This window comes from Mycobacterium sp. E183 (genome assembly GCF_001667735.1).
Taxonomy (GTDB): Bacteria; Actinomycetota; Actinomycetes; order Mycobacteriales; family Mycobacteriaceae; genus Mycobacterium.
Window position 1 is genome coordinate 62507 of sequence record NZ_LZJN01000150.1, and the last position, 23005, is coordinate 85511.

The window sequence follows — 23005 nt, forward strand, 5'->3', positions numbered from 1 at the left end:
ACACGCGCCACACCCGTCCCTGGAAGCGGAGGCGTCCAAAGTGCCCGCCTCGTAGCGACAACCGCCCATTCGGTCCGTCGGCCCATCCGGCGGCGCCCCACGCCCGCCCGTTGTCGCTACGAGGCGGGCACTTTGGCTAATCCCTCGAAATCGCGGGGAAGTCCGCGCGATCGCCCGGGGAAGCGCGCGATCGCCCGGGGAAGTCCGCGCGACCGACGGGGGAAGTCCGCGCGGCGAAACCGGCGTCGCCGCGGAGCGGCGGGCGTACCATCAGCTCACGCTCAACGGCGAGCGAGGGCAAAGACATGAACGACACCCACACCGACTCGACCGACGTCGACAAATGGGACCGCGATCTGACCGAACACGTCGTCGCGCTGACCCGGCCGATCGTCAAACGGTATTTCCGCTCCGAGGTGCGCGGCCTGGACAACCTTCCCGAAGGACCGTCGCTGGTGGTGGGTAACCATTCCGGCGGCATGCTGACGTTCGACCTGTCGGTGTTCGCCGTCGACTATTACGACACCTTCGGCTACGACCGCCCCCTCTACGCGCTCGCCTTCGACACCATCTTTTCCGGACCGGCCGCCGAGTTCTTCCGCCGCACCGGCGTGATCCGCGCGACGCGCGAGAACGCCGCCAAGGCGCTGGCCTCGGGCGCGGTCGTGCTGGTGTTCCCGGGCGGCGACTACGACGTGTACCGGCCGACCCTGCAGGAGAACGTCGTCAACTTCGACGGCCGGACCGGCTACATCACCACCGCCCTGGAGGCGGACGTCCCGATCGTGCCCGCCGTCTCGATCGGCGGGCAGGAGAGCCAGCTGTTCCTGACGCGCGGACAGTGGCTGGCCCGCCTGCTTCGGCTCACCAAGTTCGAGCGCAGGTTCTTCCGAACGAACATCATGCCGGTCACGTTCGGTTTTCCGTTCGGCCTCAGCGTCCTGGCGCCGGTCAACATGCCGCTGCCCACCAAGATCGTCACCGAGGTCCTGCGGCCGATCGACCTTCGCCATTTCGGCGAGGCGCCCGACATCAAGCGACTCGACGCGCACGTGCGCTGGACGATGCAAAAAGCGCTCAAAGCCCTTGCCGCCCAACGCCACTTCCCGGTTATCGGTTAAGCGCCCGCGAAGACCACGTCGGGATTGAGGACGCCCGCCGGGTCGAAGCTCCGCTTGATGCGGCGCATCAGGTCCACCTTGACCGGGTCCTCCAGCTCGAGGAAATAGGGCGTCTTGGCGCGGCCCAGCCCGTGCTCCCCGGAGATCGCGCCGCCCAATTCCATTGCCAGCGCGAAGATGTCGATCATCAGCTTCTTGCGCGTGTCGGGGTCCTTGCAGAAGATGGCCAGGTGCACGTTGCCGTCGCCGGCGTGCCCGCAGACCGCCGCCGCCCCGCCGGCGGCCGCCGCCAGGCCGCGCGCGGCGGACAGGAACTTGGGCATCGCGCCGCGTGGCACCACGGTGTCGATGAGGTCGTCGGCGCCGACCGCCTTCAACGTCCAGAACGCCTTCTCGCGCGCCTCGATCAGCTTGCGTGCCGAACCGCCTTCGAGCACATAGGCGTCTACCGCGCCGAGCTCGGCCAGCAGCTCGCCAGCCTTCTCGACGTCCTCGTCGAGCCGGTCGGCGGTGCGGTTCTCAAGCGCCACAACCAGATACGCGTCACAGCTGTCGCGGACGCTGTCGGGGATGCCCAACTCCAGGTTCTGGGTGTGTACGAGCGCGGCCATCGTCACGTTGTCGATGTACTCCAGGATGTAGGGCGCGAGGCCGCTGCCCACGATCTTGGGGACCGCCGTCATGACCTGGTCGAAGTCGGCGAACGGGGCGAGCACGGCGGCGTTGTGGTCGAGCCGCGGATGCAGCTTGACGGTCACCTCGGTGGCCAGGGCCAGGGTGCCTTCGGAGCCGACGATGAGTTGGGTCAGGTCGTAGCCGGTGGAGATCTTGGCGATCTTGCCGCCGGTGCGGATGAGCTCGCCGGTCGGCAGCGCCGCCTGCAGCCCGAGCACGTTCTGGCGGGCAATGCCGTACTTGACCGCGTTCATGCCGCCGGCGTTGGTGCCGACGTTGCCGCCGACGCTGGACGACAGCTCGCCGGGGTGAACCATGTAGCGCAGGCCGGTGTCGGCGGTCGCGGCGTCCAGCTCGGTGAGCGTGACCCCGGGTTGGACGACGGCGACCTGGTTGATGGTGTCGACCTCGAGGACGGCGTTCATCCGTTCGAAGGAGATCAGCAGCCCATCGGCCCGCGGGATCGCCGCGCCCGACAGGCCGGTGCCCGAGCCGCGGGCCGTGACCGGCACGCCAGCGTCGGAGGCGGCCTTCAGCAGCTGCGAAACCGCTTCCGCGGAAACCGGTTTGGCGACATACGCCGGGCGTTGCGGCGGCTTCGTCAAGACTTCGTCGTGCCAGTAGTCCTCGGGGATGGCGTCACCGGTCAGCAGGTTGTGCTGGCCGACGATCTCGGCGAACCGGGCCGTCATGTCGCTCATGAGGCTTCAGCCTATCGCCGCGGTCAGGTGATCGAGGGGAGTCCGCATCCGGCCGCGGAGGATCGGCACGCAATCGTCGGGGAGTTGGGTGGTGACCTCCACGCCGGAGCCGTCGAGTTCGTCGAGGAACCCGGGTAGCTGCTCCATCGCGCCGGTGGGCAGGTCGTGCAGGACGACCACGGTGTGCTGGTGGCTGCGGGTATCGGCGAGCGCGCGCTCGACCCAACCGCGCGGGTCGGCCCAGTCGCGCGGGACGCTGTTCCACAGGACGCAGGTGTACTTCTCGGTGATGAGGTGCTCGATCGCCGTCCGGTTCAGGCAGCGCTTTTCGAGTGCGCCCTCCGTTCCCCACGGCCTGAAGAGCCGATCGGCATCGCCGAAGTCGTCCAAAAGCTCTTGGGTGCCGCGGATCTCGTGAAGCGTCTCCGCCGCAGAGAGCTCGCCGAGGGGCCGGCCGTGGGTGAGGGAGTGATTGCCGATCCGGTGCCCCTCGCGCACCGCCCGCTCCAGCAGCCGGCGCCCCGCCGGCGGGCGGACGTTCTCGCCGACGACGAAGAAGACGGCGGACGCCTGCCGCTGGGCGAGGGCGTCGAGAACCCGGTCCGTGACGCCGGGTGTCGGGCCGTTGTCAAAGGTCAGGGTGATTTTCGGGCGCATCACTCCCCAGCGTACCTTGCCTGACTGATCGATCAGACAGTATCGTGGGCGGATGACCGCGGCGGTTTCGAAGTCCGAGGTGCCTGCCGGTGACGCCCGGCAGCGGATCCTGCAGACGACGATCCAGTGCTTCTGCGCGTACGGCTACGAGAAGTCCTCGATGAAGCTGATCTCGACGAGGGCCGGCGTCTCGCAGACGCTGCTGCACTATCACTTCGAGACCAAGGAAAAGCTCTTCCAGGCGGCGATCGACGACATGGCCAAGCGCATGTTCGCCACGGCGGCGACGCGGCTGCCGGGGCGGCTGTCGGTGCGCGAGGGCCTGACCGAGGCGGCCGGGCTGATGTACGCCTTGTTCATCGACAACATCGACGCGGTCACGTTCATGGTCGAGTTCGCCGCGGCGGCCAACCACAACGAGTTCCTGCGGGTCGCGTATGTCGACTATCGCGATACCCAACGCCGGCAGCTCGGCGAGGCGCTGCGCCGCATCGCCGGTGACGACGTGCCGCAGCGCTTGATCGACGAGTCGGTGCGCCTCTTCGAAACCGTGCTGCTGGGCATGTCGATGCAGCGGCCGTTCGTTTCCGACACCTCGGCCTTCCGTCGCGACTTCGACGTGTTCGCCCAACTGCTCGCGGCCCGCATCACCGAAGGATTGGAACCCAGGCGATGACCCCGAACCTCACCGATCAACCGATGGTCGAAGACGCGGTGACCGGATCCGGCGGCAAACGAATCTTCGTGCGCCGCTACGACAACCCCACCGCCGACTACGTGTTGGTGCTGGTGCACGGCACCGCCGGCAACAGCGAGAGCTACGACGCGTTCGCCGAGCACATGCGCCGGAACTTTCCGGCGGCCGTCTATTCGTTCGACCTGACCGGCCACGGCCGCACCGAGGGGGAGCCGGGCGTGTTCAGCTTCGAGGACTTCCTCGAAGACACCAGGGCGGTAACCGATTACGCGGCGCGGCGTACGTCCCTCCCGGTCGTCCTCCACGGCGCCAGCCAGGGCGGGGAAGTCGCGTTCCACGCGCTCGACGCGTGCCCGGCCGTGACAGCCGGCGTGTGCATGAACATCCTGTTGAACCACGAGGCGCCGATGAGCCCGGCGATCCGATTGTTCCGGTCGCGCCCGGCGAAGTGGGCGGCCAAGACGTTCGGCGATCGGCTGCGGGTCCCATTAAGACGCGTCATCGACTTCGAGGCCGCCTACCAGGAAGACCCCGGGCTGCTCGACACCAAGAAGAAGGACCCGTTCTACGTCTGGCGGTACGGGCTCAAGAGCTACCACTCGGTGTTCAACTACGTCCCGCCAAAACCCGCCGCCGCCAACACGAAACCCGTCCTCATCACCTGCGGGGAGCACGACGAGATCGTCGGCGCCGAGCACTGCCGGGCATGTTTCGAGCGGATCGGCGGTACCAAGGACTTCTTCATGATGCCCGGCGGCGGGCATCAGCTGATGCTGTTCGACACGGTCGTCTACAGCCGGGTGATCGACTCGTGGATCCGGGAACGCGTGCTCGGGCACGCGCAGTCGTGGGAGCCGCCGATCGGGCCCGAGGAGCGGCGCTACTTCGAGTTCCTCGATCGTGAACGGGCCAACGACACGAAAGGCGAGCCCGAGTACCACTATTCGCTGATCGATCGCGCGCTGATGCGGATCAGCAACGGCACGATCGAGCGCGGGGTGCGCTACTTCTCCAATGCCGAGGTCAGCGAACAGTGGCGCTTCACCGCGGACCTCGTCGGCGAAATCGACTACGCCGCATGGGACTTCCTGCGCGACTATCTTCCTGCGGTAGAGCGCCCGAGGATGGCGGTGGTCGGTTGCGGCGGCGGCGGGGCTATCGAGGGATTGCTCAACCGCGATCCGCGACTAAGCGAGTGGGACATCGTGGGCATCGACGTCGACTACAAGTCGATCGACGCGGCCCGCAAGCGTTTTGCCGGCAAGGCGGGGGTGAGCTTCGTCGTCGGCGACGCGCGTGACCCGCAGGTGTTGGGGGCCGATCGATTCGACCTGGTTTACCTGCACGGGGTGCTCGACCACTGCACCGAGCACCGCCGCTTGATGGACAGCGTGTTTCGCGCGCTGAGGCCGGGCGGCCGGATGTTCTATGTCGCGCCCGATCGCAACGTGTGCACGTGGCTGTGTTTCGTGACGGTCGGGCCGTTGTTCGTGTTCGGTCTGCACAAGCCGAACCATGACTTTCGGCGATTCCCCCGCCCCGCCGAATTGAACGCGGTGCTCGAGCAGGCCGGGTTCGAGCTGCTGCCCCGGCGAGGCCGGCCCGACGCCCCCGCCATGGTCGGGGTCGAATACAAGTCGGGGATGAATCCGTTTCCCGTCAGGAAGTCGGTGCGCGATCGCGCCCTGGGTGAGGAGATCTTCGAGCACACCGAGCCCAGGTGGTGGCTGGGGAACGGCTTCGTCGGGGAGTTTGCGGGGGTGGCCCAGAAACCCTTGTTGAAGCCCTGTTGAGCAGCGGGTTTCGATTCCCGATTTGGTGGTTATCCGGAACCAGCAGGGCAGCCAGCTTTCCGACAGGAGATCGACACGGACCTCCAAGGAACTCAGTCCTACCGCGGCCAGGGCAGTAACGGAGTGCTCCTGGTGCCGGGCGGTCTCCTTGGCGACTGCCGGTACGAGCTACGTGGCGTCCTGGGCCGCGGTGCGATGGCCGAGGTGCGCGAGGGGTGGGACCGGAAGCTCAACCGCCCCGTCGCCATCAAGCTGCTCTACCCCGGGGTGGCCGACCGGCCGGACAACCGTTCGCGGTTCGACACCGAGGCGCGCGTCGCCGCGCGGCTGACCGGGAGGCACGTCGTGGTGGTGCACGACGTCGGCGAGCACTACGGGTTGCCGTTCATCGTCATGGAGCGGCTACCGGGAGTGACGCTGGCCGACCACATCGCCCGCGGGCCGCTGCCGGTGCCCTTCGTGCACGCCGTCCTCGACGGTGTCCTGGACGCCCTTGCCGAGGCGCATCAGGCCGGCATCCTGCACCGCGACGTCAAACCCGGCAACATCCTGTTCACCGCCGCGGGGGAACCCAAGCTCGCCGACTTCGGCATCGCCAAGACCTCCGGCGCCGCCTACACCAGGGCGGGCGAGGTCGTCGGCAGCATGGCCTACTTGAGCCCCGAGCGGCTGACGTCCAAGCCGGCCACGGTGCTCGACGACCTGTACTCCGTCGGCGTGGTGGGTTACGAGGCGCTGACGGGGCGGCGGCCGTTCCCGCAGGAGGACCTGGGCGCGCTGGCGCGCGCGATCCTGCAGGAGTCGCCGCCGCCGCTGGCCACGCTGCGTCCGGACGTGCCCCCGCCGCTCGCCGCCGCGATCGAGCGCGCGATGGCCCGCGACCCCGCCTGGCGGTTCGACCAGGCGGGTGCCATGCGGGCCGCGCTGGTCGGCGCCCCGCCGCCGGTGATGCCCACCGGCACCCGCGTGATGGAAGCCCCGCCGCCCGCCGTGCTGACCTACACGCCCGCGCGGCTGGAGCCGGACAGCCCTCGGCGCAAGTGGTGGATCGCGGCGATCGCGGCGGCCTTCCTGTTGGCACTCCTCCTGCTGGCGATCGATCCGCCGTTCTCGGCGCCACCGCCGACGCCCTCGACGACCACCACCACGCCGGCGCCGCCCCCGACGACCGCCACCGCCACCACCACACCCACGAGCACCCCGCAGCCGGCGCCCCCGCCGGGTCCGCCAGGTCACGGGGGCCCTAAGCACAAAGGCCACGGCGGCTGACGTCGATATGGGATCGGTAGCCGCCCGGCCGGCGTGTGATTGCGGCATGAACATGAAGTGGATGGCCGGCGCGCTGCTGACGGCCGGCATCGGTGTGGGGCTGACCGCGGGCGTCGCGCAGGCCGACCCGTACGGCCACGTCGGCGGCAACTGCCCGGCGGGGCACACCTGCGGCCAGTGGTGCCCGGGCGAGCGCATCCCGGACAACTTCATCAACTGGAACATGGGCGTGTGCCACCTCTATTACTACGATTACCGTGGCGTGGTCGACGCCGACACCGGTGCCGTCTACGGGTGGCCGAGCGGCCCGATCAATGCCACGCCGCACCCGCGGCCGGCCGGACCGCCCAATTTCAACTGCGGCTTGTTCTGGTGCCCGGTGCCCCCGCACGCGTGAGCCGCCGCACGTTAGGTCGGCGCCCATTCGGGGAACCCGCCGGGCTGGACCTTTACGACCTAGCGAAAGGACTGCCCATTGACCTCGCGGCTTGGCACCCGGTTCGGTCCCTACGAGCTGCGATCGCTGATCGGAGCGGGTGTGACGGGCGAGGTCTACCGCGCGCACGACACGGTTAGGGACCGGACGGTCGCGGTCAAGCTGGTATCCGCCGACATCGCCGCGGAACCCGGCTTCCAGCAACGCTTTCGACAGGACTGCGGTGTCGCTGCGCTGTTGGAGGAGCCGCATGTCATCCCGGTGCACGACTTCGGTTCGATCCACGGGGTTTGTTACGTCGACATGCAGCTGGTCGACGGCGGCAGCCTCAGGGATCTGCTGCGCGAGCGGGGGCCACTGGAAGCGTCGCGCGCCGCGTCGATCGTCGCGCAGGTCGCGCGAGCGCTGGACGCCGCGCACGCCGCCGGGCTGGTGCATTTGGCTGTTCGGCCCGAAAACGTGCTGCTGACCCCGGACCACTTCGTGTATCTCGTCGACTTCGGTCTCGGGCACGGCGACCCGTCGCGGGTGTATATGGCGCCCGAGCGGTTCACCACCGGCCGGGTCGGGCCGCAGACTGACGTGTACTCCCTGGCGTGCCTGCTCTACGAGTGCCTGACCGGTCAGCCTCCGTTCGAGGCGTCCGACCCGGCCGAGCTGAGGAGCGCCCACCTACTCTCGCCGGCGCCGCGACCCAGCATCATGCGTCGCGGCGTGGGCCGGGCCTTCGACGACGTCATCGCCGTGGGCATGGCCAAACGGCGTGAGGCGCGTTTCGCGTCCGCGGGTGAACTCGCCCGGGCCGCCAGCGAGGCCGTGAACGCGGCGTACGAGCCGGTCGCGGTCGGTGCCGGCGCGGGCCCCCTTGGCACCCGCCCGTTCGAGGCGGTCTATCCGAACCCGGACGACACCGGCTTTAGCCCGTATCCGGTTGTTGATCCGCCGTCGCGGCCGGACGGTTGGCGGCCCGTTGGCGGCCGCGGAGCGTTCGTGATCACGGCGGCGGCGGTCGTGCTGGTGGTGGCAGGGCTCGTGGTGGCTCTGGCGTCGGCGTTGACGAGAGGCGGCTCGACGCCCGCTCGGACGGCTCAGGCGCCGTCGCCCGCCCCGTCCAGCGCGCCGCCGCCGAAGACGCCGACGCTGTCCGCTCCTGTGCGCGGCGCCGACGGGTTGGGGTTCGTCGGCGAGACGGCCCGCTGCGATCCGGGCAACCCGCCGGCCGCCGTGGTGCGGACCGCCAAGTCGCTGGCCGTGGTGTGTGAAAACCTCAGCGGCAGTTACTACTACCGCGGCGAGCGGATCAGGGACGGCGCGCACATCGAGCTGTCGAACGCCGAGCGCGCCGGGGACGGGTTCGATGTCACTAACCCGGTCGACGGCGTCGTCTACGAGGTGCGGCCGAACCGGTTGCGGATCATCAGTGGCAGCCACGTCGATTCGTCGGAGCCCGTGCTGCAATACGCCACGGCGTCGTGATCATCACGGCCGCCGGACTTTCCCGGCGGGAGGACGCCTTCGACCGGTTGCCGATGGCTTCCGGCGTTAGGGCCGGAAAGCGGCTTCGTCTCCGCCGCGGCGGGCGAACGTCGCGATGATCGCCTCGCGCGGCGGGCGCCAGGCCACCCCCAGCTCGGCCAGTGTGCGGGAGTCATCGGTCGGTGTCGCCGCGGTGAGGAGTTGCGCGGCTTCGAAACTGAATCCGGCCCCGAGTGGAAGGCGGTCCCCGACGGCGTCCGCGACCCTACCCAGGCCCCGAAACACTGCTCCGTTCAACGGGATTCGCCTGATGTGACGGCCGGAGCCCACCTCGAGCGCATCGATCATCTCATCGAAGCTCAGCATCACGCCGCCGCACACGTATCGTTTTGCGCCGTGGCCTGGCCGCATCGACGCGACATGCACATCGGCGACGTCGCGCACGTCGACCATCATCATTCCAGCGTGCCGCAGTCGCGGCGCCACACCGGCGCGGATGATCGGCGCCCAACCCTGTTCGGTGATGCCGGGGGCGGTCGCCAAGGCCGGACCGACCACGCTGGACGGATAGGTGATGACGACCGGCGCCCCCTCGTCTTGCAGCCGCCGGGCAGCACGATCGGCGTAACCCTTCGTCTTGGCGTAGGCCGACCGACCCGCCGCCGTGGGGGTGTCCGGCCCGATCACCGAGACCGCCGGCGAGAAGAGGGAGGCGTAGCTGTTGATCGTGACAATCGGGTCCAGCCCTCGGTCGTGTGCCTGACCCAGGATCGACTCGGTCGCGAACGCGTTGATCTCCCACATCAGGTTCTCACGCCGGCTGTCGGTCCCGACCACGCTGGCGGCGTGCAGGACGGCGTCACAGCCGTCCAGCAGCGTCGACACGGTATCGGGCTCGCGAACGTCGCCGGTTAACACGGTTATCGAGCCGAATTCGGAAAACCTGCGCAGCAGTTCGGGATTCTCCCGGCCGTGCTCGGCCAGAAGCCGCACCTCATGGCCGGCGCTCAGTAGGCCACGGACGATGTGCGCACCGAGATACCCGGTGCCACCAGTCACTGCGATTCGCACGAGTTCGTGACTCTACCGGGTGGTGGCCAGGTGGTATGAGAGGGACGGCGCCGTGACGATCTAGGCCGGCCGGCTGCCGACCTCCAGGCCGGCCAGCTCGCAGGTGCCGTCGAACACCACCTCGCCGTATTCGCGCACACGGCAACGCAATCGACCCGCGAGGTGCTCGAAGTCGGTGTCGATGTTGCGCCGCTGCGCGGGCAGCGGCACCGGTAGGACGTGCGGGTCCGCGCGGGTGCCGTCCCCGTCCAGCTCGATGTGGTAGCGGCGAGTGCGCGCGGACACGCCCCAGCGCCCGTCGGCGACCTCCGATCGCACGGGCGCCGGCGGGGTGATCCGGATGACGCGGTCGCCGAGGCGCACGACGACTCCGGTGACGTCCCTGCGGAGCGGGCCGAGCTGAAGAAGGCCCCCCGAGAACGCGACCGAGACGTCGGCCTCGCCGAAATCGTGGGCCTGACCCCACCACCAGCGCTCGGGGAAGCCCGCGCCCCAGTTGCGTTCGGTGTAGAGCCGGGCGTCGTTGAACGACCACGTGCGGTCGCGGAATTCGACTGTGCCGGTGGCCTTTCCGTCGAGCCGGTAGGGATGCCAGTATTGGTTCAGAAACGGGACCGACGAGAAGACGCCGCCGCCGCCGAAGGCCTTGGGCCAGTTGAACGGATCGGTGAAATGCAAATCGAGGTGGATTCCGTCGAGGTCGATCTGGAGTCGATCGAGGTACGCCGCCAGACGCGCGTCGGGGAAGGTCCCGGCGTGCACCGAGAAGGTCGACGACTCGGCCTCGGCAGCATCCACGACCGCGGAGCGCACCACGTCGCCGGGATGCAGCGCGACCGCGACGGTGGCCCAGTCGCCGTCCGGGTGCCGGTTCACACTGCACAGCGCGACGACGACGCGACCCGAGGCGGCGTCGGTGAGGCGCCAGAACCAGCCCTCCATTTCGGTGCCGTGCGAAGGGACCGGGTCGCCGAAGGGAACGTCGGCGCCGGTGCGCCGATAGGCGTGGACCAATGGCTTGGCCGCGTTGGCCGCTATCCAGCGCAGGTAGGAGGCGGTCATCTCTTGTCGGCCAGCCCCGACTGCACGAGCGCGTCGTCGATGAAACGCTGTACGCTCCGCGAGCGGAAGAATCCGGTGTGACCGCCTGGGTACCACTGGATTTCGGGTTTGCCCCAGTGCTCCCAGAGTCGGGTGACCTGGTCGCGCGGGTGCACCAGGCGGTCGGCGAGGCCGGCGTAGATGAAGCGGCCCTCTTTGGGCACGCGCGGGGTCAGCGCCAGCGGCGAGATCATCCGGCCGAGGGGCTTGGCCGAGTCCATCGTGCGGCGCAGACCGGTGTGGCCGCTGAGGCCGGCGTGACGGCCGACCAGGTTCACTAGGTCGACGGCGGGCACGCCGAGGATGGCGCAGGTGAGGCCGTCGTCGAGGCTGGCGACCAGCGACGAAATCAGGCCGCCGAGGGAGATGCCGTTGACCCCGATCGCCGCGTCGCGCTGCTGCGCGCGGATCCAACTGATCAGCCGCCGGATGTCCCAGACCGACTGGGCCGCGCCGTGCACGTCGTCGAGCACGTCCTCGCTGGGGAACTTCGGTCCGCCGCTGGCTCGGGGGCCGTGCAGGGGGAGTACCGGTAGCACGATGTTGAGGTCGAGCTGCCGGTAGAGGTGCCAGGCGTGAAACAGCATCGGGTCGAGCGCGGCGCGTCCCATCTCGGCGCCGTGGATGCAGATCAGCCAGGGCCGCGGGCGGCGGTGCCGGAACATCAGCGCGTATTCGCGGTTGTTGCCGGTGTAGCTGTGCCAGCGGTCGCTGCCGGGTTCGCCGTTGTGGGGTTCGTAGTCGCTGTCGAAGGAGAGCCGCTCGTAGTTGCGTCCCATGTTGCTCACGCGTTTGACCGTCACGTCGGTCAGGGGTGGGGGCGGGGCAAAGAATCCCTCGGGATTGTCAAGCCAGCCCTTGTCTGTGTAGAAGTCTTGTGCCGCAACGACTTCGGTATCGATCCGTTCGAGGGTCTTGGCGTCGGGGGCCCGACGCAGCAGGCTGAAGCCGCTGAGCAGGATCTCGTCGCGGAAGGCCTGGGCCGCGAGCGCGATGGTGGGCCGGGCCACCGGCAGCTCGTCGGGCTGACGGTCCAGGTAGGTGCCCCAGGAGCGGGCGTAGAAGCCGCCGGTGCGGGTGAACGGACCCAGCATGTGTGTCATCGGGTTGGCGGGCATCTAGCCTCGTTTCGCTCCGGGGGTGAAGGTGACCGGCAGCGTGCCGAGCCCGGTCATGCTGGGGTTGCCGAGGTATTGGTGGACGTTGTCGACGTCGACTCGGTAGTCGGGGATGCGGTCGAGGACGGCTTTCACCATGACCTCGGCCATGAGGCGCGCGAGGTGCGAGCCGATGCAGCGGTGCGGGCCGAGGCCGAACGCGACGTGGCGGTTGGGCGCGCGGTCCAGGATGATCTCGTCGGGGTTTGGGAATTCTTTCTCGTCGTGGTTGGCCGAGAGCCAGCTGATGACGACCCTGTCGTTCTTTCGTAAGCGTTGGCCGTTGAGCTCGACGTCGTGAGTGACTGTGCGGCTGAGGGTTTGGTTGACCGAGAAGTAGCGCAGGAATTCGTCGGTGGCGGTGCGGTACAGCTCGGGGTGGTCGATGAGTTGTTGCCTCAGGTCCGGGTGGGTGCCCAGGTGATGGAGCGTGAGCGCGGTCTGCGAGGTGGTGGTGTCGACGCCGCCGCCGATGAGGTTCCAGAGGATGTTGAGCAGCTGTTCGTCGGTGAGGCGCTCGCCGTCGAACTCGAACTGGAGGAGGAAGCTGGTGAGGTCGTCTTCGGGTTTGGCTCGTCTGCTGGCCGCGTACTCGAGGACCTCTTCCATCATCTTCGGGACCTTGCCGATGGCGTTTGCGTACTCGTCACTGTCCTGCGGGACGGCCATGACGGAGTGGAAGAGGTTGGCGTAGAGGTGCCAGTTGTCGAGGGGCAGGCCCATCAGCTTCATGGTGAGGATCGCCGGCACCGGGCTGGCGTAGTCGAGGACGAGGTCCATGCGGCCGTCCTCGATTTTCTGGTCGAGGAACTCGTGGGCCTTCTGTTCCATGAACGGCTTGAGTTTCTGGACGGCGCCGGGGGAGAAGAACGGGGCCAGGGCGTGCCGTAGGGCTTGGTGGTAGGGGCCGTCGACTTCGCCGATGCCCAGGGCCGGCTGGCCTTCGGGGCGGGGGACGCCCATCTCGCCTTGGTAGTCGACGCCGTCCTGCGCGTTGGGCTCGTACTTGTGGGCAAAGGTATCGCCGTCCCTCGCCGTCCGGCTGACCGCGTCGTAGCTGCTGAGGAACCAGAAGCCGCCGTAGTTCTCGTTCCAGGCGACCGGGCACTTGCTTCTCAGGTCTTCGTTGATGGCGTTTTCGTTGAGGTTGAACGCGTCGGAGTGGTGGTCGAAGTCGACGATGGCGTCTTCGGCGACATCGGGACGGGTTGTCATCTGGTTGCTCCTCCACCCGGCGACGTCGGCTTTCTACACTATCTTTGCATTATTTCGCTGGTCGGTTCTGTCGAGAAAGGCCACGATGAGTAGTCACCGTACGACCTTCAACCATGTCGGATTGTGCGTCTCCGATCGCGAGCGGTCGCGGCGGTTCTACGAAAATGTGCTCGGGTTCCAGTTCTGGTGGGAGCTTGATCCGCCCGATGGCCCCACCGCCAAGCTGGTGCAGCTTCCCGAGCCGCTCGGGGTGCATGCGACGTATTTGGTGCGCGACGGGTTTGTGCTCGAGTTGATGGATTACTCGAAGCGTCAAGTCCACACCGGGTCGGAGCGGGTCATGGATCAGGTTGGGCTGACGCACATTTCGTTCTCGGTGTCCGATCTCCCGGGCGCGCTGGCTCGAGTGGCGGAGTTTGGGGGAGCGGTAGTCGACGCGACGGTTACCGAGGCGATGGCGATGATTCGGGATCCTGATGGGCAGTTGCTGGAGCTGCTTTCGGACGGGTGGTTGGCGGCGTTGCCGCCTCGGCCGTAGTCAACAACCCACCCGGTTCGACCGGCGCACCGAGCGTTCTCTTAAACCATGCGGCTTGCCGTTCATGTCGATTTGCTATGGGACTTGTTGAGCGTTGAGAGTGGGGCTCAGTTTCGCGCTGACCGAGTACGTGCGTGCGAGATTCACATCATTACCAAAAAAAGCCGACATCCAGCTGCTCAGTTCGCTTGTAGCCTGCCCACATTGGCGCTCCCGGCGGCTGCACACGGTAAATGCCGCGCACAGCGGATGCGACCCGGTCATGCTGCGTCGGCCACTGAATCGTGGAGGCGATTTGCTCGAGCACTCCGCGATCACGCTCGAGCACGCGCTCGACTATTGAAACCGTTGGAAGCGCTCCGCTTTTGTCTCCGTTGCAGCGGGCACACGCAAGCACCAGGTTGGCCAGGCCGTCAATGCCAACTAGCGACCATGGCAGCACATGGTCGACTGGATTGTTCACCGGCAGGTGCTCGCCGCAATAAAAGCAGTGCGGCCCGAACGCCTGCTTGAACGGCTCGCGCACTGCGCCCAGGGCGGCGCGCTCGCGTCCGAAGAGGTGACCTGCGACGTCGGGGACCTTTTCGTCGAGAAATCTGTTCATCCGTCGCACGTCATCGACCCACATAATCTCCAGGGCAGGCTTTAGTAGACCAGCAAGCCGGGCCAGGCCGTGCGCCACACCCGGTCGAAGTTCGATGGCGTCACCGTGTCTGCGCAGTGATAACCGCGACACGTGGTCGTGCAGAAACGAGTCGTCATAGAGGAAGGGATCGCTCATCGAGGCGCCCGGCAGTTTCTGCAGCCGATGCAATGGCTGTTGGGCCAGGCACAGGGCGATGTCTTCGATCGCGCTTCGGTATGCCGTTGGTGCGCGCAACCTGGCTATATCCACTGATGTGCCGCTTCCCGTGAGCCCGGCTGCATCTCGTAGCGACTCCGTGGCGGTCAAGATTCGGGCGCGCGGCTGGGTGGATTGGCGCACTTCATGACCTTCGAACGGGCGCACCTGCTGCCAATAGATTTCGAGCACCCTGTGGGCCAGCACGGGCAGCGGCACCCGTAGGACGTCTTCGGGCCGCTCTGGAATGTTTTCGATGCAATGGTCGATCAAGGCCATTAGCGTGGCGAGCTTATACGTCGCGGTTCTCAGGCCGGTCTCCAGGATCGCGACGACCCGCTGCCCGAGCAGAAGGGAGTCTTGTGCGGTTCCGTCACCGTTCACGGCGCCCCGCCGATATCAGCTTGGAGAGGTGGGAACTCCACCGATGCATTATTGCTGGGAGTTGACCGCAAGGGTGAACTCGTTCGTGATGTGCTACCGGACAAAAGCGAGACACTGCTGCTGCTGCTGCTGCGGATAACGAGACGGCAGCATGAGGATTGGGGCACTTGAGCGCCGTTATCGAGCCCCAGTGGCTTCATTCGGTTCCGCATACTCGCATCAGTTGTACGCGGTACTCCCCGCAACGGGATGGGTGGTGCTGACAATCTTGGCGGCACAGTGGTCTCGATCGAACCCCTGGTTCCCGCACCATGCCAACGCACCCGCGGAGTCTGGGAAAGTGATGCCGGCGATAGTCACCCAGAAGTCCGGCGCTGAAAACGTCGACCAGTCACCTGACCAGAGCAGCCTCACGTTCGAGAAGCGCTGCCGCAACTGAAGATGCTCTTGGAGCGTCATTGCGTTGTCCCACACCTGGCCGTTGTCGACGACGCCGGGTCGCTTGGAACTGAGTTGCGGCACCCAGCGGTCAGTCAGTTGCGCGCTTACCCAAGGTCGGTCGTCAGCTGCGATCTGCCGAAGCTCTTGCGTAGGATCTTGCGGCGCAGAAGTCACCGTGGTGTGAGCTTGAGTCGACGGTGACGTCGATGACGACTCTGTCGGGGAGGTCGTGAATATTGGATTCGAATAGGGGACGAGCGGCGCCGCGGAAGGCTCGGAGCCGTTGGAGTCCTGGTGAGCGAGGAGGCCGATCACCACACCGACGCCGCCCACCAACGCCACCGCGATCCCGATAGAGATCCCCACGATGAACTGTTTAGAGCGCCCTTGGTCGCCGTTGACGACTGGTGTTGGAGCCGTTCCAGGGTAAGCGTAAAGGGCGTTAAACGGTGGATAGCTCGGAGGCCCGCTTACGTATTGAGGCGCTAGCACTGTGTCAGGTTGGGGCGGGGTCGACGATTCTCCTTGCAGCGCTCGCTTGGCGGCGCGGCCCAGTGCGCCGGCACTGCTATAGCGGTCGTCGGGATGCTTTGCCATGCCGCGAGCGATGACCTCGTCGAAAGCCGTGGGAACGCGTGGATTGACGATGCTTGGTCTAGGGGGTGGCGACGAGATGTGCGCGCCGATGACCTGCTCGGCGCTGTGCATTGGAAACGGCTTGGCGCCCGTCAGCGCCTCGTAGAGGACGCACGCCAGCGAGTAGACGTCGACCGACGCCGTCACTTCCCCATCGCCCAATCGTTCCGGGGCCATGTAGTCGAAGGTGCCGACTTGGTAGCCCGACATAGTGAGGTGGGTGTCGCCTTTGGCTTCGGCGATACCGAAATCGACCAAGTACGCGAAATCGTCGGACGTCACAATGATGTTCTGCGGCTTCACGTCTCGGTGGATGAGCCCTTCGGCGTGCGCGGCGTCCAAAGCCGCCGCGATTTGTCGGATGATGTCGGCCGCTCGTTCTGGTTCTAGGGGGCCGCTCTTGAGCATTTCATGCAAGGTTTCCCCTCGGATTAACCGCATGTCGATGTACAGAACGCCGTTGACCTCTCCCCAGTCATGGATGGGAATGACGTGCGGTTCCTGCAGGATTGCTGCCGCATGGGATTCACGCAAAAATCGGGCACGGTATGTTTCGTCCTGCGCGTATCGGTCTGTGAGTAACTTGAGTGCTACGGTTCTGCCCTTTTCGGTGTCGTACGCCTCGTAAACCTCGCCCATACCGCCTTGGCCAAGCATCCGCCTGATCTCGTACCGTCCAAACGCACTGCCGACCAGTGACCTCACAGCACACTTCCTTTTCTTCGCTGCGATCAGTGTCCATCCAGTTGACTCCCTCTTTGGTGGGTTTGCCCAAGTAACGATGGATTTATGCGCTGCCGCCGGATCTGCAATTTGGTCCGGACAAATGCAACGAGCAAACACCGCTGGGATGCTCGGAACTCTTCTGGGCGGCGCTATCGCCGGGGTACGGTGGCGGCCACAACCTGGCGGGGGAGAATGTCGAACTCTTGAGCCAAAGTGACCGAATGCTGAGCGCGGACGCCTAGGCGCTGCAGCGCGATTTGGACGCCGTTACCATCCGATCGCTGCGACCATAGTGGGCGGATATGCGGCTTTCATGTTCTGACAAAGGGATACTGTTGAGCGAAATAGGCCAAAGCCCTCTCGAGGTGACCGGCTTGCATCAAATCGGGTGCGGAGTGGATCGCCCGGAACACGTTGTGGTTGCCAGCGATGGCCGGGTGTTCGCATCCGATAAGGCCTCGGCTGTCGCAGAACTCATCGACGAACACACGATTCGGCATATCGGCCAGGCGGGCGGCGAGCCGAACGGCATCGCACTGGACTGCGACGGCCACTTTCTGATCGCTAATTGGGGTCTCGGCGTGCTTCAGGATCTCGAGCCGGAGACCGGCGAGATCGCAGAAGTGCTGAGCGACGAACTCGACGGGTGCCCGCTACGATGGCTGAACTTCGTTCTAGTGGATTCCGTTGGGGCGCTGTGGTGCTCGGTGAGCACGATGTCGGACGACCTCATGGACACGATCGCGCGGGGCACCGCGGACGGGTTCATCTTCCGGGTCGCACCGGATCGCCGATCGGTGCGAGTGGTCGCTGACGGGGTGAGCTTCCCGAACTGCATGGCGCTGGATCGCGACGAGGACCACCTGTACGTGGTCCGCACGGTAACCGCCGACGTGGTGCGGTTTCCGATCCAAAGCGAGACGCTCGGCCGACCAGAGCAATACGGACCGTCGCTGGGCGACCGGCGCCCCGACGAGTACGGCCCCGACGCCGGCCGCCTAATGGCCGACCCGGAAGTTGCCAAGAGATGGGGAATGGCCGACGGATGCGCGTTCGACGCCGAGGGAAACCTCTGGTTCACACTCGTTTTGGCCAACAAGATCGTGGCGATCCGCCCGGATGGCACGACGACAACCGTGATCGAAGACCCCGACGGCGCGCTCTTAAGAAGCCCGACCAGCATCGCGTGGGGCGGGCCGGATATGCGCGACATCTACATCGGCTCGATCACGGCGCCGTACGTGCTGAAGGGGAGAAGCTCGGTGGCGGGCTTGCCGCTCATCCACCAGCGTTAGCCCGACGGCCCGGGCCGCATAAAGTTCGGCAAAGCGGCCTCCGGGTCCGAAGGGATCATCGATTCGCCCAACCCCCACAGCTGGCGGATGGTGGCACCGCCGTCGACGACGAGGGTCTGACCGGTGATGCGGGCGGCCAGCTCGGAGGACAGGAACAACGCGGCGTTGGCGATGTCATGCGCGCGTGGCGCCGCCAGCGGATTGATCCCGTTGACGGCATACTCGCCGGGCGGCTGGTCCTCGTTGCCCGAGCCCACATTGCCGGGCGCCACCGCGTTGGCGCGAATGCCGTACCGCCCCAGCTCATCTGCGAACGTCTTGACCAGCGAGATGACGCCGGCCTTCGCCGCGCCGTAGGCGGCGTGGTAGGTCGCCGAGGCGATGCCGTCGACCGAGGCGATCGCCACCAACGAGCCGCCGCTGCCCTGACCAATCATGTATCTGGCGGCGGCCTGAAAGAGGTAGAACACCTGGGTCAGGTTGTAATGGATTGCCGCGTCCCACAATTGGGGCGTGAAGTCCTCGACCTTCGACCAGGTCGCGCCGCCGATGATGTCGACGCACACGTCGATCCCGCCCAGCGCCGCCTCGACGTCGTCGATCGCCCGGCCGACCTGCTCGGGGTCGGTCATGTCGGCGACGATCGGGACGGCGTGACCACCCCGGCCGACGATCTCGCCGGCAACTTGTTCCGCGCGCCGCTCGTCGATGTCGATGCAGGCCACCGAGGCGCCCGCGTCGGCCAGGGCCAGCGACGTGAACCAGCCGTGGCCCGCACGCTCGGGGATGTAGCCCGCGCCCGACACCACCGCACGCTTGCCCGAGAGCCCCAAATCGATCACGCCGACCTCCTTCGCGGGCCAAGCGCCGGGAAGCGCCGGCGGCCGTACTGGTGGAGTATCGAGGCGGCCTCGACCGCAGTCAACGACGGCTGCTCAGCACGCCGGCTGGTGTTCCTCGAGATCAGAGCTGCCGGCTTCAGAGCCGTCATCACCACGCCCGCGGAACGGCCCCACGACGTGCCCGCCCAAGTAGACGACCCCGCGGCCGACGGCCACGAACGCCCGGCCGGTGACGCCGCCGACGGCCCCCAGCGTGGCCAAGGCAGCGTCCAAGACACTCGGAATGTGGAAGTCCTCCCAGGTCTCCACCTGGTGCTGGCGCGCCTTCGCGAAGCGGTCGAGCTCGTCGCGCAGGACGACGCCCTGCTTGGCCAGCTCGCGCACCGCCCAGAACCGGAAGCCGTCGACCGCCTTGGACTGCCCGAAGCGGTCGAGCACTTCTTTCGCGCTCCGGTAGATGTCGAGGTCTTCGCGCAAGTGATGGTCGACGAGCTCGCGAGCCTCGTCGATCGCCCGCAGCAGCTGATCGGGCTCCTTGGTCTCGATCCGCGCGAGGTTCAGCCGCTGCCACTTGTGCAGCGCCTCCTCTGCGATCACCAGCAGGCTCAGGGTGTCGCCAAGCCGGTTGTCGCCGATGGCATTTCGCAGCTTCGCGGCGCGCTGCTGCACGGGCAGGCCGTGATCGAAGGACGCCAGGACGCGGCTCACGTGATTGCGCAGCTGCGAGACGGCGACATTGAGCGCCGGCCCCAGCGCGGCGACCGAATCCCAGTACGCATCGGGCAGCGACCCGTACTTCTCCAGCGACTCGACCATCCGCGAGACGGTCAGGCTGTTGCCCAGGACGTCGCCGGCGCGCTGCGCCCTGGCGACCTCGAGCACCGCCTCGACCTTGTCCTCCACCCGCCGGACGGCGTCCTCGACCTCGGCGACCGCGGACTTCAACGCCATCTGCACCGCGAGCATCTGCGCCGACAGCATCACCTCGGGACCGAGCAGCTCGGGTCGCCACTGCAGATAGGCAAAGACGTCATCGGCGCCCGTCGTCAACCGGAAAAAGCCGTCGGCGACCGGGACCAGGTTGCCTTCCTTCAGCGCCTCCACGGTGTCGCGGTGCAGCTGGACGTACTTGCCGGAGTCGGCCAGCAGCGAGGCCAGCCCGGCGATCGCCGCGTTCGCCAACGAGGCGCTGTCGATGCCGGTAACGCGCAACCCCTGCCCGGCGGTCGCGCGCAGCTTGCTCAGATAAGACTCGACGGCGGCGGGGTCACCGCCGAGCAGCAGCGACTCGTCCTGCAAGGACACCACGACCTCGTCGGCATCGATCGCCGCCGACCGCTCGGACACCTCGGTCACGGCACCCCCTGATCCTTCGGCCGAGCAAAACGGCCAAGAGTTAACAGGAATTTCTCGGCTAGCAAACCCGGACATTACACGCATGCCATAGCCAGACCCACGGGTTCGCCGCGTGTTCGGGAGGAATTCACCGGGGCCGGGGAGGGGGCAGCCGGCGCGATGACCCACCCCGGGCCGCGCCCACCCGTAACCTTGCAGCTTGTGACCGCGCGCAAGCCCCCGCGCCTGACCGTCGAGGACTGGCTGCAGGCCGGCTACACGCTGCTCGCCGAGCAGGGGGTGCGCGCCCTGAAGATCGAGCGCCTTTGCCAACAGGCCGGCGTCACCCGCGGCAGCTTCTACTGGCACTTCGCCGACATGGACAGCTACCGAAACGCGCTGGTCGACTCCTGGAACACCTTCCTGGACAAGGACCGGCGGTCGCTGGCCGAACTCGACGCGCTGCCCCCGCGAGAACGCCTGTCCGCCATGATGACCGCGCTGACCAGCCCGGGACATTGGACGCTCGAACGCGCGATGCGCGAATGGGCCCGCACCGACCCGGTCGCCGCCGCCAACATCCGCGCCGCCGACCGGCGCCTGCTGCGCGCCGTCACCAAGGCCTACAGCGACTACGGCTTCGGCGCCGAGGACGCCAAGCTGCGCGCCCAGCTGACGTTCGCCGCCGGCATCGGCCTGCTGCACCTGGCCGGCTCCGCCCAGCAGGCGCAACAGTCGGCGCAACGGGAACGCTTCCTCGAGCTGATGCTCAAGGACTAGACCATCGCGATCGGGGAGATCTTGGCCCCAATCGCCAACGCCCCGGCCAACTCTCGGCTCACGTCGTAATCGAACACCACGTGCCCCGCCGCGATGTCCACGTCGCGCTTGAAGCGCTGCAGCGGGTTGGACAGGAACTGCGCGCTGGCCCCCGAGGCCTCCACCAGATCGGCGATGATCGCCTTGCTCTCGTGCACGGTGTGGGCCGCCGCCAGCCGGGCCTCGGCCCGCACCGAGCGGCCCACCCGCTCGCCGGCACTCACCATCCGGTCGATGCCGCCGGCCGTCTCGTCGACCAGCGCCCGCAACGCCCGCAACCGCACCCGCGCGCTCGCCAGCCGGATCTGGGCGGCCGGCTGATCCTTTTGCGCCACACCGCTGTACGCCAGCACGCGCTCGCCCAGGCGCTCAGCGAACAGCTCGGTCACCCGTTCGGCGGCGCCGAGCACCGGCATCGACGCCACCAGCGCCAGCGCGGGCACCATCGGCCACCGATACGTCGGCGCGTCATGTGCCCGCGCACCCGGCGCCGTCCCGCCGTAGATGTCGGCCACCGCGACCAGGCGGTGCTCGGGGACGAGGGCGTCGGTGACGACGACGTCGTGGGAGCCGGTGCCGCGCATGCCCGCGGTGTGCCAGGTGTCGACGACCTCGACCTGCGCCGCGGGCAGCAGCACCAGCGCCGGATCGATGCGGTCCGGCCGCTCGACGAGCGCCCCGACCATCATCCAGTCGGCGTCCATCGCGCCCGTCGCCCACGACCACCGGCCGGTCAGGCGCACCCCGCCGTCGGCCGGGGTGCCGCGGCCGGTGGGGGCCAGGGGAGCGGGTGCCAGCACCGGCCCCGCGGCGAACACCTCCTCCTGGGCCCGCATGTCGAACAGCGAGAGCATCCAGTTGTGCAGGGCGTAGAAGCCCAGCGTCCAGGAGCTGGACGCGCAGCCGTGCGCCATCCGCCGAATCGGTTGCAGCAGTTCGGGAAACGAGGCTTGGATGCCGCCGAACCGGGCGGGCAGCAACAGCCGGAACAGGTCGGTCTGCCGGAACTCGTCGACCGTCGCCGCGGGCAGCCGGCGCAGCCGTTCGGCCTCCTCGGCGCGCTCGGCCAACCGGGCGACGAAGTCGTCGGTGATCCCGTACGTCGGGTGTGTGTCGACCGCGGACATGGCGCCGACCGTACCATACTATTTTGTATGGTTGCTTTCAGCCGAGGTCGTAGGAATCCCGCGACACCCGGAAGTAGTGCCCGGTGCTGCTGTCGGTGCACGTCATGCCCGACGGCTCGCTGTCGCAGGTGATCGTGCCCGCGGACTGGGTCTGGCCGTAGTCGAGGGTCGGCTCGCCGGCGAAGCGCAGGGTGTCGCCGTGGCAGTGGATGGCGGCCGGCTCGCCCAGGTTCAACACGAAGCGGTTGCCCCAGGCGAGATGCTTGCCGCACTCCGGTGGCGGCGGTGGCTGGTAGTCGAAGTCGCTGATGTCGCACGCCACACCGAAGCCGCCCAGGACGCAGTAGATGTTGCCGGACGGCGATTGAAAGTTCTGGGTGTCCGCGTGCGCGGTCGCCGGCATCACGGTGGCGGCCGCGACCGTCGCGGCGGCGACAGCGAGGGTCCTCATCATTTGCTGAGCGTAAGCCTGTGCGCCGGTGGACCGGACCGATAATCCCGAAATGAGTTTGCGCGGGGGCCTTCACCTGGCCGCCCAAAAGGATTACAACGTCATCATGAAGGCATCAATGGTCGCCGCGGTTCCGCTCCTGGCGGCCGCGACCGCGGTGGGCCCGGCGCACGCGGACCCGCTCTACCACTTCCAGTCGCC

21 protein-coding genes are annotated in these 23005 nt (G+C 67.3%); 9 read left to right on the forward strand and 12 right to left on the reverse strand.

The annotated features are described in order from the left end of the window. Positions 1 to 305 precede the first annotated feature (305 nt). The gene (locus tag A5691_RS17215) at positions 306 to 1121 is read left to right on the forward strand and encodes a lysophospholipid acyltransferase family protein (RefSeq protein WP_067756166.1); all 816 of its coding nucleotides are present in this window, start codon (positions 306 to 308) and stop codon (positions 1119 to 1121) included. On the opposite strand, the gene A5691_RS17220 is transcribed toward A5691_RS17215, so the two are convergent. Both A5691_RS17220 and A5691_RS17225 read right to left on the reverse strand, forming a co-directional pair. Further along, on the reverse strand, positions 1118 to 2497 hold the full coding sequence (locus tag A5691_RS17220; RefSeq protein WP_068266715.1) for an FAD-binding oxidoreductase: 1380 nt from the start codon (positions 2495 to 2497) through the stop codon (positions 1118 to 1120). The genes A5691_RS17215 and A5691_RS17220 overlap by 4 nt on opposite strands. Positions 2498 to 2503: 6 nt before the next feature. Then, positions 2504 to 3154: a polysaccharide deacetylase family protein gene (locus tag A5691_RS17225; RefSeq protein WP_068015603.1), complete on the reverse strand. Its 651-nt coding sequence runs from the start codon at positions 3152 to 3154 to the stop codon at positions 2504 to 2506. A 52-nt stretch (positions 3155 to 3206) separates the two neighbouring features. Here A5691_RS17225 and A5691_RS17230 point away from each other — a divergent pair, with 52 nt between their 5' ends. The 5 genes from A5691_RS17230 to A5691_RS17250 all read left to right on the forward strand — a co-directional run bounded on the left by A5691_RS17230 (position 3207) and on the right by A5691_RS17250 (position 8825). After that, entirely contained in the window at positions 3207 to 3830 is a 624-nt protein-coding gene (locus A5691_RS17230; protein ID WP_068015606.1) for a TetR/AcrR family transcriptional regulator, read from the forward strand. Then, on the forward strand, positions 3827 to 5644 hold the full coding sequence (locus tag A5691_RS17235) for an alpha/beta fold hydrolase (protein WP_068015610.1): 1818 nt from the start codon (positions 3827 to 3829) through the stop codon (positions 5642 to 5644). Before A5691_RS17230 ends, A5691_RS17235 begins: the two co-directional genes overlap by 4 nt. Positions 5645 to 5776: 132 nt before the next feature. Next, the gene (locus A5691_RS17240; RefSeq protein ID WP_369827046.1) at positions 5777 to 6913 is read left to right on the forward strand and encodes a serine/threonine-protein kinase; all 1137 of its coding nucleotides are present in this window, start codon (positions 5777 to 5779) and stop codon (positions 6911 to 6913) included. A 46-nt stretch (positions 6914 to 6959) separates the two neighbouring features. After that, positions 6960 to 7310 (forward strand): hypothetical protein, encoded by a 351-nt coding sequence (locus tag A5691_RS17245; RefSeq protein ID WP_067890897.1) that lies wholly within the window; start codon positions 6960 to 6962, stop codon positions 7308 to 7310. Between the two features lie 78 nt (positions 7311 to 7388). Next, positions 7389 to 8825, forward strand: coding sequence for a serine/threonine-protein kinase (locus tag A5691_RS17250; protein ID WP_068015613.1), 1437 nt, complete (start codon positions 7389 to 7391; stop codon positions 8823 to 8825). Between the two features lie 66 nt (positions 8826 to 8891). On the opposite strand, the gene A5691_RS17255 is transcribed toward A5691_RS17250, so the two are convergent. Genes A5691_RS17255 through A5691_RS17270 form a run of 4 tightly spaced genes read right to left on the reverse strand, consistent with a single transcriptional unit; the run spans position 8892 to position 13369 of the window. Beyond that, a complete protein-coding gene (locus tag A5691_RS17255; protein ID WP_068015615.1) occupies positions 8892 to 9896 on the reverse strand; it encodes an NAD-dependent epimerase/dehydratase family protein in 1005 nt (334 codons plus the stop codon). Positions 9897 to 9956: 60 nt separating this feature from the next. Then, entirely contained in the window at positions 9957 to 10958 is a 1002-nt protein-coding gene (locus tag A5691_RS17260) for a tocopherol cyclase family protein (RefSeq protein WP_068015618.1), read from the reverse strand. Beyond that, positions 10955 to 12115, reverse strand: coding sequence for an alpha/beta hydrolase (locus A5691_RS17265; RefSeq protein WP_068015620.1), 1161 nt, complete (start codon positions 12113 to 12115; stop codon positions 10955 to 10957). The genes A5691_RS17260 and A5691_RS17265 overlap by 4 nt, the downstream gene beginning before the upstream one ends. Continuing rightward, positions 12116 to 13369 (reverse strand): cytochrome P450, encoded by a 1254-nt coding sequence (locus tag A5691_RS17270; protein WP_068015627.1) that lies wholly within the window; start codon positions 13367 to 13369, stop codon positions 12116 to 12118. It lies immediately after the preceding gene. An 85-nt stretch (positions 13370 to 13454) separates the two neighbouring features. Between A5691_RS17270 and A5691_RS17275 the strand changes: the two genes are divergently transcribed. Then, positions 13455 to 13907 carry a VOC family protein gene (locus A5691_RS17275; protein WP_068015640.1) on the forward strand — a complete coding sequence of 151 codons (453 nt, stop codon included), beginning with the start codon at positions 13455 to 13457 and terminating at the stop codon, positions 13905 to 13907. Positions 13908 to 14058: 151 nt separating this feature from the next. Here the strand turns inward: A5691_RS17275 and A5691_RS17280 are convergent, their stop codons facing one another. Then, positions 14059 to 15132 carry an HNH endonuclease gene (locus tag A5691_RS17280; RefSeq protein WP_068015629.1) on the reverse strand — a complete coding sequence of 358 codons (1074 nt, stop codon included), beginning with the start codon at positions 15130 to 15132 and terminating at the stop codon, positions 14059 to 14061. A gap of 219 nt (positions 15133 to 15351) precedes the next feature. Next, entirely contained in the window at positions 15352 to 16914 is a 1563-nt protein-coding gene (locus tag A5691_RS17285) for a serine/threonine-protein kinase (RefSeq protein WP_068015631.1), read from the reverse strand. Positions 16915 to 17372: 458 nt separating this feature from the next. On the opposite strand from A5691_RS17285, the gene A5691_RS17290 reads away from it, so the two are divergent. Beyond that, positions 17373 to 18230 (forward strand): SMP-30/gluconolactonase/LRE family protein, encoded by an 858-nt coding sequence (locus tag A5691_RS17290; protein WP_068015634.1) that lies wholly within the window; start codon positions 17373 to 17375, stop codon positions 18228 to 18230. Here the strand turns inward: A5691_RS17290 and A5691_RS17295 are convergent. Both A5691_RS17295 and A5691_RS17300 read right to left on the reverse strand, forming a co-directional pair. After that, the gene (locus A5691_RS17295) at positions 18227 to 19072 is read right to left on the reverse strand and encodes an SDR family NAD(P)-dependent oxidoreductase (RefSeq protein WP_067780123.1); all 846 of its coding nucleotides are present in this window, start codon (positions 19070 to 19072) and stop codon (positions 18227 to 18229) included. The two genes, A5691_RS17290 and A5691_RS17295, sit on opposite strands and share 4 nt — an antisense overlap. A 93-nt stretch (positions 19073 to 19165) precedes the next feature. Then, positions 19166 to 20428 (reverse strand): hypothetical protein, encoded by a 1263-nt coding sequence (locus A5691_RS17300; protein WP_231975465.1) that lies wholly within the window; start codon positions 20426 to 20428, stop codon positions 19166 to 19168. A 201-nt stretch (positions 20429 to 20629) separates the two neighbouring features. Between A5691_RS17300 and A5691_RS17305 the strand changes: the two genes are divergently transcribed. Next, the gene (locus tag A5691_RS17305) at positions 20630 to 21187 is read left to right on the forward strand and encodes a TetR/AcrR family transcriptional regulator (RefSeq protein ID WP_156675548.1); all 558 of its coding nucleotides are present in this window, start codon (positions 20630 to 20632) and stop codon (positions 21185 to 21187) included. Here the strand turns inward: A5691_RS17305 and A5691_RS17310 are convergent. Then, positions 21184 to 22353, reverse strand: coding sequence for an acyl-CoA dehydrogenase (locus A5691_RS17310; protein ID WP_067780127.1), 1170 nt, complete (start codon positions 22351 to 22353; stop codon positions 21184 to 21186). The genes A5691_RS17305 and A5691_RS17310 overlap by 4 nt on opposite strands. A 37-nt stretch (positions 22354 to 22390) precedes the next feature. Then, the gene (locus A5691_RS17315; RefSeq protein ID WP_068266723.1) at positions 22391 to 22807 is read right to left on the reverse strand and encodes a DUF6636 domain-containing protein; all 417 of its coding nucleotides are present in this window, start codon (positions 22805 to 22807) and stop codon (positions 22391 to 22393) included. Between the last annotated feature and the right edge of the window lie 198 nt (positions 22808 to 23005).